13 protein-coding genes are annotated in these 14024 nt (G+C 74.4%); 6 read left to right on the top strand and 7 right to left on the bottom strand.

The genetic code is table 11. From position 1 onward, the window contains the following. Positions 1-16 precede the first annotated feature (16 nt). Together ACE1OC_RS18895 and ACE1OC_RS18890 are read right to left on the bottom strand one after the other, a co-directional pair. Positions 17-463: a DoxX family membrane protein gene (locus tag ACE1OC_RS18895; RefSeq protein WP_274548779.1), complete on the bottom strand. Its 447-nt coding sequence runs from the start codon at positions 461-463 to the stop codon at positions 17-19. Between the two features lie 94 nt (positions 464-557). Next, a complete protein-coding gene (locus ACE1OC_RS18890) occupies positions 558-1664 on the bottom strand; it encodes a sulfite oxidase (protein WP_407837985.1) in 1107 nt (368 codons plus the stop codon). A 102-nt stretch (positions 1665-1766) separates the two neighbouring features. On the opposite strand from ACE1OC_RS18890, the gene ACE1OC_RS18885 reads away from it, so the two are divergent. Continuing rightward, complete coding sequence (locus ACE1OC_RS18885; RefSeq protein ID WP_266956366.1) at positions 1767-2156, top strand: SHOCT domain-containing protein; 390 nt, start codon at positions 1767-1769, stop codon at positions 2154-2156. Positions 2157-2249: 93 nt separating this feature from the next. Here ACE1OC_RS18885 and ACE1OC_RS18880 read toward each other — a convergent pair whose 3' ends face one another. Together ACE1OC_RS18880 and ACE1OC_RS18875 are read right to left on the bottom strand one after the other, a co-directional pair. Next, complete coding sequence (locus ACE1OC_RS18880; RefSeq protein WP_407837984.1) at positions 2250-2882, bottom strand: sigma-70 family RNA polymerase sigma factor; 633 nt, start codon at positions 2880-2882, stop codon at positions 2250-2252. A gap of 283 nt (positions 2883-3165) precedes the next feature. Further along, on the bottom strand, positions 3166-3957 hold the full coding sequence (locus ACE1OC_RS18875) for a hypothetical protein (RefSeq protein ID WP_407837983.1): 792 nt from the start codon (positions 3955-3957) through the stop codon (positions 3166-3168). Between the two features lie 320 nt (positions 3958-4277). Here ACE1OC_RS18875 and ACE1OC_RS18870 point away from each other — a divergent pair, with 320 nt between their 5' ends. From ACE1OC_RS18870 to ACE1OC_RS18860, 3 genes are all read left to right on the top strand, one after another. Further along, on the top strand, positions 4278-5393 hold the full coding sequence (locus ACE1OC_RS18870) for an MFS transporter (RefSeq protein WP_407841606.1): 1116 nt from the start codon (positions 4278-4280) through the stop codon (positions 5391-5393). Next, on the top strand, positions 5390-6478 hold the full coding sequence (locus ACE1OC_RS18865; RefSeq protein WP_407837982.1) for a sugar ABC transporter permease: 1089 nt from the start codon (positions 5390-5392) through the stop codon (positions 6476-6478). Before ACE1OC_RS18870 ends, ACE1OC_RS18865 begins: the two co-directional genes overlap by 4 nt. Positions 6479-6558: 80 nt before the next feature. After that, positions 6559-7332 carry a hypothetical protein gene (locus tag ACE1OC_RS18860; protein WP_407837981.1) on the top strand — a complete coding sequence of 258 codons (774 nt, stop codon included), beginning with the start codon at positions 6559-6561 and terminating at the stop codon, positions 7330-7332. A 3-nt stretch (positions 7333-7335) separates the two neighbouring features. Here the strand turns inward: ACE1OC_RS18860 and ACE1OC_RS18855 are convergent, their stop codons facing one another. Then, entirely contained in the window at positions 7336-8505 is a 1170-nt protein-coding gene (locus tag ACE1OC_RS18855; RefSeq protein WP_407841605.1) for an acyl-CoA dehydrogenase family protein, read from the bottom strand. Positions 8506-8717: 212 nt separating this feature from the next. Here ACE1OC_RS18855 and ACE1OC_RS18850 point away from each other — a divergent pair, with 212 nt between their 5' ends. Then, positions 8718-10547: a CoA transferase gene (locus ACE1OC_RS18850; protein WP_407837980.1), complete on the top strand. Its 1830-nt coding sequence runs from the start codon at positions 8718-8720 to the stop codon at positions 10545-10547. After that, positions 10544-12268, top strand: a complete 1725-nt coding sequence (locus ACE1OC_RS18845; RefSeq protein ID WP_407837979.1) for a class I adenylate-forming enzyme family protein — start codon at positions 10544-10546, stop codon at positions 12266-12268. The genes ACE1OC_RS18850 and ACE1OC_RS18845 overlap by 4 nt, the downstream gene beginning before the upstream one ends. Positions 12269-12355: 87 nt before the next feature. Here the strand turns inward: ACE1OC_RS18845 and ACE1OC_RS18840 are convergent, their stop codons facing one another. Together ACE1OC_RS18840 and ACE1OC_RS18835 are read right to left on the bottom strand one after the other, a co-directional pair. Beyond that, the gene (locus ACE1OC_RS18840; protein ID WP_407837978.1) at positions 12356-13198 is read right to left on the bottom strand and encodes an ABC transporter substrate-binding protein; all 843 of its coding nucleotides are present in this window, start codon (positions 13196-13198) and stop codon (positions 12356-12358) included. Beyond that, the gene (locus ACE1OC_RS18835) at positions 13153-14022 is read right to left on the bottom strand and encodes a metal ABC transporter permease (RefSeq protein ID WP_407841604.1); all 870 of its coding nucleotides are present in this window, start codon (positions 14020-14022) and stop codon (positions 13153-13155) included. The genes ACE1OC_RS18840 and ACE1OC_RS18835 overlap by 46 nt, the downstream gene beginning before the upstream one ends. Positions 14023-14024 lie beyond the last annotated feature (2 nt).

Below are 14024 nucleotides of genomic sequence, written 5' to 3'. Positions count from 1 at the left end.
GGTCGATCCGTTCGGTCTAGAAGAGCCCGAGTGCGTTGTCCAGGGACCAGACCTGCCAGCCCATGGCGAAGAAGGCGACCCCGGAGATCAGGGCCATCATCAGGTTCTGCCCCTGCTCGCCCCAGTCGTGGATCATCAGGATCAGGTAGACCAGGTTGAGCAGCAGCCCCGCGAGCAGGGCTATCGGGGTCAGGAACCCGACGATGAGGCCGAGGCCCAGGGCCAGTTCGGCGTAGGCGACGAGGTAGGCCATGAAGCGCGGGTAGGGCTTCACGACGAGGTCGAAGCCGCGCGTGACGAACCCCCAGCGGTGCTTCTCGGCGACGCCGGCCGCCCAGCGGATGCCGCCTCCGCCGAACCAGTCCTTCTTGTCCTTGTGCCGCCAGCTCTCCAGCCACCACAGCCCGAGCCCGATCCGCAGAACGGCGACCCATTCGGGCCCGCCGAGCCAGATGGTCTGCATCCTCGGTTCCCTTCCTCGTTCCCTCGCAATGATCTGACGATGTGTCAGTTTCGAGGGAAGGGGAGGGGTGTGGCAAGGGGTTGGCCGACAGGGTTCAGCGGCACACGACGGAGACGGCCTGGACCTGGTTGTTGCCGAAGCCCCCGCGGTTCCACGGCTGTTCGAGCGGCTGGGTGCGTCCCGAGGCGTCCGTGGCGCGGACCAGGAGGGTGTGGCTGCCCGGAAGCGCCGTCCAGTCGGCGTGCCAGCCCTGCCAGGCGTACGGGTGGCCGCCCTGCGGCAGCACCTCGGCGTCGGCCCATCCGTTTCCGCCGTCGGTGCTCAACTCCACGCGCACGACCGGCCCGTAGCCCGACCAGGCGCGCCCGGCGAGCCGCACGGGACCGGGGCGGACGACCCGGGTGCGGGACATGAAATCGGGGAATCCGGGCGGGATCAGCAGGGCGCGCGGGGCGATCCGGGTGACGGGCTCGCCCGGTTCCTCGGCGCTCTGCTTGTACCGGTAGGCCGTGGCCTGCTGGTATCCGCCGAACGCGGTGTCGACGAGCTCGATGTCGCGCAGCCACTTCACGTGGGCCATGCCGTACCAGCCCGGTACGACCAGCCGGAGCGGATGCCCGTGCTGCGGCGGCAGGGGCCCGCCGTTCATCGTGTGGGCGAGCAGGACGTCCTCGCCGACGGGCAGCGGCAGGCTGCGCCGGTAGTCCTGCTCGACGCCCCGCTCCACGCCGTGGTCGGCGCCCGTGAACACCGCCTCCACGGCGTCCGGCGCCACCCCGGCCTCCGCGAGCACCGCGCGCAGCGGCACTCCCGTCCACTCGGCCGTCCCGACCGCCTCCACCAGCCAGGGCTGGCTGACCGGCCGCGGGGACAGCCGGGCGCGCCCGTTTCCGGCGCACTCCATGGTGACCCGGTGGGTCACGGAGGGGAGGGCTCGGAGGTCGCGCAGGCCCAGCTCCAGGGGGGTGCCGAGGCGGCCGCGGAGGGTGAGGCGCCAGGTGTCGGGGTCGGGGGCCGTCTCCGGGATGTCGTAGTGCACGAGTACGTAGTGCAGACCGGCCGGGGTGACCTCGTACCGCATGGCCTCCAGCGGGAGCCCGTGGTTGCGCGCGGCGAGCGCCAGCTCGTCGTGGCCGATGCCCTCTCCGGGGGCGGCGATCCGGCCAGGGGGGCCGATCCCGGTGAGGGGGCGCTCCTCCATGGGCTCATGGTCCCGCGACGAGGGCGGACCGGCTACTCCGCGTGCGGATCACCGTAGCGGGCGGTATGAATTGATCTGTCCCTTATGTGATCGGAGTGAAGCGTGGACGACTATCCACTGCTCAACCTGTTCTGGACCATGCTGTGGCTCTTCCTGTGGGTCATGTGGTTCTTCCTGCTGTTCAAGGTGATCACTGACATCTTCAGGGACCACGAGCTGCACGGCTGGGGCAAGGCGGGCTGGCTGATCCTGGTCCTCCTGCTGCCCTACATCGGCGTCCTCGTCTACCTGATCGTCCGCGGCAAGAGCATGAGCCAGCGCGACGTGAAGCAGGCGCAGGCGAACGAGAAGGCCTTCCAGGACTACGTCCAGAAGGCCGCGGGCCCCCGCAGCAGTCCGGCCGAGGAACTCGCGAAGCTGTCCTCCCTCAAGGAGCAGGGCCACCTGACCCAGCAGGAGTTCGACAAGGCCAAGGAGAAGCTCCTGGCCTGAGGGCCGCCCTCCTGTCCTCCCTAGCCTTTCCCGCCCGCCGAACGGGGGCCCGACCGCGATCTCGCGGGCGGGTCCCCGTTCGGGCGTTCCGGGTCAGGCCGCGGCGGGGTCCGTGTCCTCCAGCAGGTCGATCAGGGAGGAGCGGGCCCGGGCCACGCGGGAGCGGACCGTGCCTATCGGGCAGCCGAGCATGAGCGCCGCCTCCGCGTACGGGAGGCCCATGAGCTGGGTGAGGACGAAGACCTCGCGGCGCTCGGCGGGGATCGCCGCCAGGAGCTCCGCGAGCGCGACACCGTCCTCGAAGCCGGGCACGTCGCGGGGCTGGCTCTGCTCGGCCGCGGTCTGCCAGTCGTCTCTGTCGGCGATCTTGGGGCGGGCCGCCTTGTGGCGCAGGCTGTCCACCACGGTGCGCCGCGCGATGGAGAGCAGCCAGGTACGGGCGGAGGAGCGGCCCTCGAAGCGGTGGAGGCTGCCGAGGGCGCGCAGGAAGGTCTCCTGGGTCAGGTCCTCGGCGGACTGCGGGTCCGCGCTGAGGTAGGCGACGTAGCGGCGTACGTCGCGGTGCAGGGCGCGTACGAACTGGTCCACCGCGACGGGATCGCCGTCGCGGGCGGCCAGCGCGAGGAGCGTGACGGCCTCGTCGGGGCCGGCGGCGCGGCGGGTGGGGGCGGGGGTGGGGAGAGTGGCGGGGGCGGTGGCCGGGCGCGTGAGCAGGGCAGTGGTCATCGACTGGTCTCCTTCGGGGGAATCCGGCCGGATTCGATGCCGCGGCGAGGGGGCCGCGGCGGTCACGGGAGCGCGGGCAGCGCTGTGCCTTCGGTGCCAGGAGTGCCGGCGGTGACAGGAGTGCCAGGGGTGCCGGCAGTGACCCGAGTGCGCCCGGAAACCCTGGAGCGCGGCATCGTGAGGCCGGGGAACGGGTGGTACGGCCTGCCGGACGGCATGACCGATGCCCGAGGCGCGGTACGGGTACGGGCGATCCGCCCGTGGCGCGTCGGGGAGCCGGCTGTCAGACGACAGCGATCCCGTGAGGTGGACCCCGTGAGGTGAGGGCGTCGGCGAGCAGCAGCCTGCGGGGCGTACGGACCCGGTGGTTCCGGGCGCGGCGGACGCGGGGCCGGTGCGCGGGCGCGGGGAGCCGGAAGATCAGGCGCAGCGGTACGAGGAAGCGGGTGGCGACGGCGCGCAGGACGCGGAAGGCGCCGCGTTCGCCGTGTGCGAGCCAGAGGCCGCAGATCAGGGCGGCCAGGAGGTGGCCCGCGAGCATGCCCGTCGGTGACATGGAGCCCATCGCGTGCCAGGTGGGTATCGGGAGGGCCGCCGCGATGGGCGCGGAGCTGTCGGCCATGCCGTGCATGCCGTGGGTCCCGGCCATCCCGTGCACGTCGTTCTGCATGACGTCTCGGACGGTGGCGCCGGTGCCCGGCAGCGGAGTTGCCTGCGGGCGGAGCAGGGAGGGGGCGTCGCAGAGCAGGTACTGGGTCCAGCGCCGGCCCAGCGAGGCTAAGGAGGTTGAGGAGGTGCCGGGTCCCTGCGGTCGGGCTGCGGCGGCCTGGGCGAGCGAGAACCCGCCGTGCAGGGCCGCTTGGGTGCCGACGGTCGCGGAGACGACGGCGGCGAGGCCGCGCTCCCGCCCGGCGAGGATCCAGCCGGTCGCCGAGGTTCCGGCGAACGCCGCGGTCATCCCCCACCAGGGGACGGAGGTCCCCGACATGAGGATGTGCCCGAGAGACGAGAGCAGCACGCAGGTGGCCGCGAACATCGCGGCCCGTACGGCTCGGCAACATCGACCGGGTGTCATGGCGGGGCCATCGTTGCACCGGCCAGGCGGGGACGACAGAGGGCATCAGGTTTTCTCATCGGCCGGAAACCGAGTCCCGGTGTGGTGTGGTGCACGCCACAACAGGCCCTGGGAACTGGGGCGTTCACGCGTCCGACTCCTGTCCCGGACGTAGGGCCGAGCGCTGAGGGCCGAGCGCCGAGGCCCGGGGCGCGCGGCGGGAACGGGGTGGGTGAGCGGTGGCGGAGAGGGCCGGGGCGGTGAAGGCGCCCGGAGCGGCAGGAGCGGCAGGGACGGTCGAGGGGCCGAAGGGCGGGCTCACCGCCCTGCTCACCGGTGCCATGGCCTTCTCGATGCTCCAGCTCTTCCTGCTCGGTGCGCTAGGTCCGCGCCTGGTCGGGGAGTTGGGGGTATCGCCCGCCGTGCTCGGCTGGACCACCACGGTCGGGTTCGGGACGGCGGCCGTGCTGTCCCCGCTCGGCGGGAGGCTCGTGGACAGGATCGGGCCGCGCCGCTCCCTCGTGCTCCTGCTGTCGGTGTCCGCAGCGGCGCTCGCGCTGATCGGTGCCGCGCCCGGCCCCGGCTTCCTGCTCGCTGCCGTCGGCCTGGGCGGGCTGCCCCAGGCCCTGGCCAATCCCGCCACCAACAAGGCGATCCTCGCCGCGGTGCCTCCCGGCCGCCGGGGGCCGGTGACCGGCATGAAGCAGTCGGGCGTCCAGCTGGGAGCCTTCGCCGCCGGGCTGCCGCTCACGGCACTGGCCGGCGGGGTCGGCTGGCGCGGGGCGGTGTGGACGGCCGCCGCCACGGCCGCGCTGGCGGCGGTGTGGGCGCTGCGCGCCCTGCCCGCCGACCCGCAGGCGGCCCCGGCCGGGCCCCGCGCCTCGCTCGTCCCGCGGGGTGCCATCGCCTGGTTGGCGGTGTTCTCCCTGTTCCTGGGCTGCGGGATCGCCTCGGTCAACACGTATGTGGCCCTCTTCGGCGCGCAGCGGCTCGGCATGGGTCCCACCTCGGCGGGTGCGCTGGTCGCGGTGCTCGGCGTCGCGGGCATCGCCGGGCGGGTCGGCTGGTCCAAGGCGGCCCGTCCGGGGCGGGCCGAGTGGCTGCCGGGCGGCCTCGCGGCCGGCGCCGTGGGGGCGGCCGTCCTGCTGGTCGCGGCGCCGAGCGCGGGTCCGCTGGTGTGGGTGGCGGCGGTGGCCGTCGGGGTGTTCGCGGTGGCGGCCAACGCCGTCTCGATGGTCCTGGTCATGCAGCGCGGTGCCCCCGGCCGGGCCGGGCAGGAATCCGCCCTCGTGGCCGCAGGCTTCTTCACCGGCTTCGCCGTCGGCCCCCTCCTCTTCGGCCCCCTCGCGAACGCCGGCCGTTACGGGACGGGCTGGCTGCTGGTGGCGGCCGAGTTCGGCGCGGCGTGCGCGGTCGGGGTGACGTGGGCGGTGCGGGAACGGAGGCGGGGGCATTGACGGTTCCGGTGGCCGAGTGGGCGGAGCGGGCGTTGGCGGAGGTGCTCGAGCAGGTCGCCCGCACCGCGGACGCCGTCGGTGAGGGGCGGTTCCCGCTGTACGCGGACCCGGACACGGGGGAGTGGACGACGACCGGCCGGGGTTCCTGGGCCGGTGGGTGCTGGGCGGGGTTGTTGTGGCTGAGGGCCCGCAGCACGGGCGACGCAGGCGACCGGGCCGCCGCCTCCGCCTGTACCGCCCGGCTGGCCGGCTGGGCGGACGCCGACACCTCCACGCGCGGGCTGATCCTCTGGTACGGGACCGCCCTGGCCGTCGAGGATGCCGGGGCGCAGGAGCTGCGTGCGCGGGCGGCGGAGGCCTGTTCGGCCGCGGTGGACGGGGAACTGGGGCTGCTGCCCTGGGGATCGGCGTTCGGGGGGCCCCGGCTGCTGGCCCGGGTGGACGGGCTGCCGGGCACGGTCCCGCTGCTCGCCCTGGCCGGCCCGGCGGCCGCAGCCTCGCACCTCCAGCAGCACCTAGCCCTGTGCCTCCCCGGCTCCGGGACGGAGGCCTGCCGGGCCCGTGACCTCGTACCGGCCTGGTCCCACGAGGGGCAGGCGGGCTGGCTGGCGTGTGCGGAGCCGGCTCCGGGCTGGAGCCGGGGACCGGGCTGGCTGCTGCTCGCGCTGGCCGACGTACTGCACCGGCCCGCCGTCGCCGCGTGCCTGCCGGGGGATCCGCGGGTGCTGGCGGAGCGGCTCGCCGACGCGTGGACGGGGCCGGGTGTGCCTTTCGTACCGGCTGCGGACGCGGCCCGGCCGGACGGGCCCGTGGACACCTCGGCCGCCGCCATTACGGCCGTAGCGCTGCTGAAGCTGTCCCTGCTCCCCGGTCCCCGTGCCGAGGCGTACGCGCGCCGCGCGGAGGAGATCCTGGAGCACCTGGTCGACCGTCATGTCGTCCGGGGCCGACTGCTGAACGGTTGCTACGACGCGAACAAGGCACTCGCCGTCCGACACCAACTGGTGTGGGGCGACTTCTTCTTGGCGCTGGGGCTGGCCGGACTGGCCGGACTGGCCGGGCTCGCGGACCTCCGCGCCGTCTGAAGGACAAGACACGCACACGGAGACGCATTCGTGATCGTCGTGCGTGCAACCCAACGGCCGGGCCGGGGGTCGATCAGGGCATGGCCTCTTCCCAAGTCCTCAGCAAGGGGAACTCCTCCGCGACCCTCGGCCCCGACCGCCTGGTCATCAAGCAGGGCCGGCAGCGCACGGAGATCCCCCTCGAAGCCGTTCAGGAAGTCCGCGCGGGCGGCGACACGGTCCTGCGCGTGGTCCTGACCGATGGAGCCGTGCACCGGCTCGACGGCGGCAACGCGACAGCCACCGAGGCGTTCCGCATCGCTCTCGACGAAGCCCTGCCCGCGGAACGGAACCCGGCGGGCAGTTCCCTGGTCATCACGGAGACGGAGCCCTCCGTGATCAAGGCCTGGCAGGTGTGGGTGGGGATCCTGGTGTTCGTGGCCGGCTACCTCGGCTTCGTCGTCTGGGTGGGCCACTCCGCCCCGGATCCGGAGAGCTGGCCCCTCGTGCTCTTCGCGGTGGTTCCCCTGGGCGTGGGCCTGCCCTGCACCGTTGTCGTTCTGTGGAAGACGAAAGACCGGGTGGTTCTCGCCCGGCGTGGCATCACCGTCCTCGCCTCCGCGGCCTACCACGTGAACGGCGTGAAGCTCAGCTCCTACCGGTTCACCGACGTCGACGGCAACGAGCACACCCATCAACCCATGTTCGGACGCTCGGCGGCAACCATCCAGGTCGTCTACGACCCGCGTCGGCCCACGGACAACATCGCCAGACGGCCTCTCCCCGAGGTGCTGCTGATGTACTTCTTCGGCTCGCTCTTCTCGCTCGGGTTCCTCGCCATGGGAGTGTTCATGGTGGCGGCCCCCTTCATGTGACGCCTACGTCCCGTATCCCCTCAACACCCTCCGTGCCACCCCCGTGATGTGCAGTTCGTCCGGGCCGTCCAGGATGCGGGCCGTGCGGCCCGTGCGGTAGAGGGCGGGGAGAGGGGTGTCGGGGCCCAGGCCGGCCGCGCCGTGGATCTGGATGGCCGCGTCCGTCACCTGCTGGAGCATGCGGGCGGCCGCCACCTTGGCCAGGCCCACCTCCACGTGCGCGTCCCGCCCGGCGCCGATCGCGGCCACCGCCTCGTGGACGAGCGGCCGGGTGGTGCGCAGCGCCAGGAGCGACTCGAAGACGTGGCTCTGCACCAGCTGGTGGCTGCCGAGCGGACCGCGCGACCCGGTACGGGAGTTCACGCGCTCGCACATGAGGTCGAACGCGCGCTGTGCCTGGCCGAGCCAGCGCAGACAGCGCAGGGTGCGGCCCAGTTGGAGCCGTTCCGCGGCGATGGCGAGGGCCCGGCCGCGTTCGCCGAGGAGGTGGTCGGCGTCCACGTGCACCCGGTCGAACTCGATCTCCCACTGGCCGGCCCCGCCCAGCACCGGTAGCTCCCGTACCACCCGGAAGCCCGGCGCCGAGGTGGGAACGACGAGCAGGGACAGCCCCGTACGGTCTCCCGGCTGCCCGTCGGTGCGGGCCAGGACGGTGACCAGATCGGCTTCGGCGGCGTGCGAGGTGAACCACTTGCGGCCGCTGACGGTCCAGCCGCCGTCCGCCCGTTCCACCGCGCGCGTGGCGGTGAGGTACGGGTCGGTGCCCGGGGTTTCCGGGTCGGTCATGGCGTAGCAGGCGCGCAGTTCGCCGGACGTCAGCCGGTGCGGGTACAGGGTGCGCACCCGGTCGGCGCCGTGCCGCCACAGCATCGTCGCGTCCAGCAGCGGCGCCGATCCCAGCGCCGCCGGTCCGTGGTCGCTGGCCCCCTCGGCCTCGGCGAGGCGTGCGTAGCGCGCCAGATCGAGGCCTTGGCCGCCCAGTTCCTCGGGGAGCGGGAGGGCCCAGAGGCCCGCCTCCTTCGCCCCGGCCTGGAGCTTCCGCAGGGCCGCTGCCGCGGCGGGTCCGCCCGCGTCGAGGACGGGCTCGTGGGGCATGACGTGCGTGCGGACGAAGGCCGAGACCCGTTCGGTCAACTCCTTCTCTTTGCATGCCTGTTCGTTCGGTGCGCGCATCGCGGCCCCTTCTTCGTCCGCCACTTGGCTCTCCATCACTTTCCTCCAGCGCGCCGGGAACCCGTGGGAACGGCAGTCCGACTGCCTTCCCGTGGAACTGGTCGGGCGGGCCCGCCCCTTGGTTCCCGCGTACGGGACCGCCTGTACGGGACCGCCTGTACGGGACCACCTGCGGCGCCGGCCGATCGCCGGGCCGGGAGAAGAGGAGAGGCATGGCGTCACCCGCCGTCACCCAGACCGCTCGGCCGCTCGACGGGCTGCGCTTCACCGCCTCGGGACCGCCCGCGCTCGCGGGCCCGGTGGCCGAGCACCTGAGGCTGCTCGGAGCGGTCGCCGAGGACGCAGGGCCCGCCGCGGGGGGCGACCCCGAGGCGGCCCGCGTCACCTTGGCGGAGTCCGACGCCGACTCCGGCCCAGGCCTCCCCGCCCGTGCGACCGCCACCGTCGCCTGGGCTTCGCCGGAGGCGGCCCTGAGGGGCGTCGCCGACGAGGCGACCGCGCAGGCCGCGACCGGGATCATGGCCGTGCACGGCCGCCGCGACGGCCTGCCGCGGGGGCTCGCCGTCGACTACGCCACCGCCGCGACGGCCGTCCTCACCACGCAGGGGCTGCTCGCCTCCCTGCTGGCCCGGGCCAGGGGGTGCCACGGCGCCGCCGCGCAGCCGCACACGTACGTGGACCGGGCCGGGCTGCTGGTCGTGTCCCAGTACCTCGCCGCGAGCGGCGCCGACGAGGGCGAAGCCGCCGAACTCGCTCCCGGCGGGCCGCCCTTCACCGCGGCTGACGGCACGCTCTTCGAGCTGGAGACCCTGGATCCGGGCGCCTGGGCGGGGTTCTGGCGGGCCCTGGACGCCCCCGCCGACGCGGTACGGGCCGGCTGGCGGCCCTTCCAGTTCCGGTACGCCACCGCGTGCGCACCCTTCCCCGGAGCCCTGCACGCCACCACCCGGGCGCACGGCTGGCAGCGGATCCGCGAGGCGGCGGCCGCTTCGGGCGCCGAGGTCTGCCGGCTGCGGAGCCTGGAGGAGCGCGCCGCCGAGGACGACGGAGCCGCCCCCTGGACCCTGGCCCCGTACGGCCCCGGCGGCCGGGTCCGCCCGCATGCGGCGCCCTCCGCGCCGGGCCCGCTCGCCGGGATGACCGTCCTGGAGGCGGGCCGTCGCGTGCAGGCGCCGCTCGCCGCCCATCTGCTGGGGCTGCTCGGCGCCGAGGTCGTCCGGATCGAGCCGCCGGGCGGCGACCCGCTGCGCGGCATGCCGCCCGCCTGTTCGGGGATCTCCGCACGCTGGCTGGCCCTGAACCGGGGCAAGCGTGCCGTGGAGATCGACATCAAGTCGCCCGGCGACCGGCTGCGGCTGGCCGAGCTGGCGGCCGGAGCCGACGTGTTCCTGCACAACTGGGCCCCGGGGAAGGCCGCCGAGCTGGGCCTGGACTCCGCCGACCTCGCGCGGGCGAACCCGGCGCTCGTGTACGCGTACACCGGCGGCTGGGGCACGGGCCGGATCGCCGACCCGCCGATGGGCACGGACTTCATGGTCCAGGCCCGCACCGGCGTCGGCGAGGCCGCCCGACCCGAGGGCGAGGTCCCCGCGCCCTCCCTGATGACCCTGCTCGACGTACTGGGCGGGCTGCTCGGCGCCGAAGCCGTCCTCGCGGGCCTGCTGCTGCGCGAGCGCACCGGACGCGGGGTCCGCGTGGACTCCTCGCTGCTCGGCGCCGCCGACCTGCTCACCGCCCCGGCCCTGCTCCGCGCCCGGCGCGGGGAGCGCGGCCGCCGGCCCGCGGGATTCCGTACGCCCCTGCGCACCGCCGACGGCTGGATCGCCCCGGCCGACGCGGACGCCCGCGCCGCGGCCCTCACGCACGGGCTCGCGGACCTGTCCACCGAGGACGCCCTGCGAGCCCTGCGGGCGCGCGGTCTCGGCGCGACCGCCGTCACCACCGACCTCGCCGACCTGCACCACGACCCGCGCTTCGCCGGCTCGATCAGCCGGGACGCGCACGGTGCCCCTGCCGTTCCCGACCCCTGGAGCTTCGTATGACCGTCGCACTGCACGATCTGCTGCCCGTGGGCCTGCGCCGCTCCTGGGCGGTCGACGGAACCTGCCCCGACCTCGACCTCTACAGCCTCTTCCGGGCCCGCCAGATCTCCGACCTGCACCGCACCGCGGTCGTCGACGCCAAGGGCACGCTCTGCTACACCGCGCTCGACCGCAAGGTGCGATGTCTGGCCACCGGCCTCGCGGAGCTCGGCGTACGGCCCGGCGACGTGGTCGGCGTCCAACTCCCCAACGGCCGCAACGCGGTCATCGCCGACCTGGCCCTGGCCGCCCTCGGAGCGGTGGCCTTGCCCTTCCCCGTGGGCCGGGGCGGCCAGGAGGCCCGCGGCCTGCTGCGCCGCGCCGAGGCCGTCGCGGTGATCGCCGCCGTGGAGCACCGGGGCCACCGGCACGCCGCCGACCTGCGCGACCTGGCCCCCGAACTGCCCGCGCTGCGCCATGTCATCGCGGCGGGCGGAGCGGCGGGCACGGAGCCTGAAGGAACGATTCGGCTCGCGGCGCTGCTGCGCTCCGACCCGGCCGCCTTCGTTCCCGCCCGGCCCGACCCCGACAGAGCCGCCCGCATCCTGGTGTCCTCCGGTTCCGAGGCGGAGCCGAAGATGATCGCGTACTCCCACAACGCCCTCGCCGGCGGCCGCGGCAACTTCCTCGCCTCGCTGATGCCCGACGGGACGCCCCCGCGCTGCCTGTTCCTCGTACCGCTCGCGTCCGCCTTCGGCTCCAGCGGCACCGCGGTCACCCTCGCCCGGCACGGCGGAACCCTGATCGTCCTCGACCACTTCACGCCGGAGGCGGCCCTCGCGGCGGTGCGCGAGCACCGGCCCACGCACGTCCTCGGGGTGCCCACGATGATCCGCATGATGCTCGACCGCCTGGAGGCCGAGGCATCCGCGGGCGACTCCCCGCCGCTGCCCGCACCCACCGCCCTGATCCTCGGCGGCGCCCCCCTCGACGAGACCACGGCCGAGAGCGCGAGCCGCGCCTTCGGCTGCCCGGTCGTCAACCTCTACGGCTCGGCCGACGGGGTCAACTGCCACACCGGACTGGGCGCGACGGCACCGGAGTCCGAGGGCACGGGCATCGCCGCCGGCCGCCCCGACCCCCGGGTCGCCGAGATCCGGATCACCGACACCGAGACCCACGAACGGCTCCCCGACGGCGCGATCGGGGAGATCATCGCCTGCGGCCCCATGACCCCCATGTGCTACGTCGCCTCCCCGGACCTGGACGCCCTGTACCGCACGCCCGAGGGCTGGGTCCGTACCGGCGACCTCGGCTTCATCGACGAGGACGGGATCCTCCACGTCGTCGGACGCCTCAAGGACATCGTCATCCGCGGCGGCGCCAACATCAGCCCCGCCGAGGTGGAACGGGAGCTCTCCTCCCACCCCCTCGTCCGCGACGTCGTCTGCGTCGGGGTCCCGGACGAGGTGATGGGCGAACGCCTCGCCGCCTGCGTCGTCCCCCGCGGCGCGCAGCCCCCCACCCTCGACTCCCTGGCCGGACACCTCGAGCTCCGCGGCCTCGACCGCCGCAAGCACCCCGAACGCCTGCTGCTGCTGACGGAGCTCCCGCTCACCCCGGCCGGCAAGCCCGACCGCGCGGCCCTGCGCGCCCGCCTCGCGAACGGCGCGCCCGGCCCGGAGGCCACCCCTGCCCGCCCCGAGCCGGTCGGTGCGGCGCCCGCCGGGGTGGGCGCGTAGACGAGTGCGGGGCGGCCCCCGGCGGGACCGCCCCGCACTCCCGGCGTACCGGGGCACCGGCCCCGTCCGCCGACGCCCCGCTCCGGGCTACCCGGCGGAGCCGCCCGCCTTGGCCATGGCCTTCTTCAGCTCGGCCCCCGCGTTGCGGTAGACCGGCAGCAGGTCCAGGTCGTTCCCCGGGTAGTTGACGATCTCCACCTGGTGCGCGCCGGAGTCGGGCAGGACGGTGCCGGTCGACATGTGCGCGTTGTCCAGGACCAGGGCCGGCTTCTTCGCCGACAGCCCGGCCAGCTGCGCCGGGGTCACCGCCTCGGGGCCGTAGGTGCCCACCGTGGTGGCGCCCGCCAGCTTCGCCGACCAGGCGGTGAACACCTGGCTCACGACCGCCGGGCTCTTGCCGCCGGGCCAGGCGGCCTGGACGTCCTTCGCGACCCGCCCGTACTCGGCGTCGAAGTCCGCCGCCCACTTCGCGGCGGTGCCCGGCGTGCCGAACAGCGCGCCCAGCCGGGCTACTTCGGCCTTGACCTTGTCGGCGTCGTTGTCGAGGTTCACCTCCACCAGCTTCGCCTTCGACCCGGCGGCCTCCTTGATCTTCGCGGCGTACGGCTCGAAGGGCGCGTAGAGCACGAAGTCGGCCCCGGCGACGGCGGCGAGGTCGGAGGGCTTGGGGTCGTAGTCCGGAGCGTGGTGCACGGACTGCGGCACGATCACCTTGACCTTCTGCGCGCCCGCGGCCTTGGCGAAGGCGCCCTCCCAGGTGGTCGTCACGACGACGACCGGAGGGCCCTCCTTGACGGTGTCACCACTGCGCCCACTGTCGTCGGTGCTGCCGTCGCCGTCGCCGCAGCCGGTCACCAGGACCAGTGCCAGGCCCAGCGCCGTGCTCAGTGCGAGGAGGGAAGTGCTGCGGACGCGGGTTCGCGGCGCCATGAGCTGATTCTCCGTTCGGGTACGAGGTGCACCGCGAGGACGAGCGCCCCCGCGGTCAGGACGAGGACGGGCCCGGGGGGCCAGTCCAGCCGGAGGGCGATGAGGAAACCGGTCAGGTTCACGAAGACGCCGATGCCCACCGCCCACCCGGTGATCGATTTCAGCGAGGTGCCCAGCCGGCGCGCGGCCAGGGCGGGCAGCAGGGTCAGCGCGTCGACCAGCAGGGCGCCGGTGAGTTTGATGGCCCCGGCGACCGCGACCGCGACGAGCACCAGCAGGACGGTGGTCAGCGCCCGCACCGGCACGCCGGAACACTGGGCGAGCTCACGGTCGTACAGCAGCAGCGCCACCTCGCGCCGCCGCCACCAGAACAGGCCGGGCACGACCACGGCCAGCACGCCGAGCACCACGAGATCGGCGCCGCCGACGGACAGGATCGAGCCCCACAGCAGCGCGAACGCGCCCGAGGCGTTCACCCCCGAGACCGCGAGGAGCAGCAGCGCGGCGGCGATCGCCAGGCTCATCAGCAGCCCCATCGCCCCGGACAGCCCGTCCGGGGTCCGGGCCAGCGGCGCGACTCCGGCTCCGGCCAGCGCGCAGGCCACCAGCGCGCACAGCATGGGATCCAGTCCGGTGAGCAGTCCGACGGCGATGCCCAGCAGTGCGACGTGCATCATCGCGAAGCGCACCGGCATGATGTCCAGCCCGACGATGACCACACCGATCACGGGCAGCCCGACGGCGGCCAGCAGCAGGGCGAAGCCCGCCCGCTGTACGGGGGCCAGTTGCAACAGGGTCCCGAGGTCGGCGGCAGCGAGGGTGATGC

The organism is Streptomyces stoeckheimensis, from assembly GCF_045822005.1.
Classification (GTDB): domain Bacteria; phylum Actinomycetota; class Actinomycetes; order Streptomycetales; family Streptomycetaceae; genus Streptomyces; species Streptomyces stoeckheimensis.
This window is presented reverse-complemented; position numbering and strand designations above follow the sequence as displayed.

What these genes read in the sequence shown, in the direction of transcription:
- ACE1OC_RS18840 (WP_407837978.1), bottom strand. Translation starts at nt 13,198, where the DNA reads ATGGCGCCGCGAACCCGCGTCCGCAGCACTTCCCTCCTCGCACTGAGC.
- ACE1OC_RS18860 (WP_407837981.1), top strand. Translation starts at nt 6,559, where the DNA reads ATGGCCTCTTCCCAAGTCCTCAGCAAGGGGAACTCCTCCGCGACCCTC.
- ACE1OC_RS18850 (WP_407837980.1), top strand. Translation starts at nt 8,718, where the DNA reads ATGGCGTCACCCGCCGTCACCCAGACCGCTCGGCCGCTCGACGGGCTG.
- ACE1OC_RS18845 (WP_407837979.1), top strand. Translation starts at nt 10,544, where the DNA reads ATGACCGTCGCACTGCACGATCTGCTGCCCGTGGGCCTGCGCCGCTCC.
- ACE1OC_RS18870 (WP_407841606.1), top strand. Translation starts at nt 4,278, where the DNA reads ATGGCCTTCTCGATGCTCCAGCTCTTCCTGCTCGGTGCGCTAGGTCCG.
- ACE1OC_RS18880 (WP_407837984.1), bottom strand. Translation starts at nt 2,882, where the DNA reads ATGACCACTGCCCTGCTCACGCGCCCGGCCACCGCCCCCGCCACTCTC.
- ACE1OC_RS18890 (WP_407837985.1), bottom strand. Translation starts at nt 1,664, where the DNA reads ATGGAGGAGCGCCCCCTCACCGGGATCGGCCCCCCTGGCCGGATCGCC.
- ACE1OC_RS18855 (WP_407841605.1), bottom strand. Translation starts at nt 8,505, where the DNA reads ATGCGCGCACCGAACGAACAGGCATGCAAAGAGAAGGAGTTGACCGAA.
- ACE1OC_RS18875 (WP_407837983.1), bottom strand. Translation starts at nt 3,957, where the DNA reads ATGACACCCGGTCGATGTTGCCGAGCCGTACGGGCCGCGATGTTCGCG.
- ACE1OC_RS18895 (WP_274548779.1), bottom strand. Translation starts at nt 463, where the DNA reads ATGCAGACCATCTGGCTCGGCGGGCCCGAATGGGTCGCCGTTCTGCGG.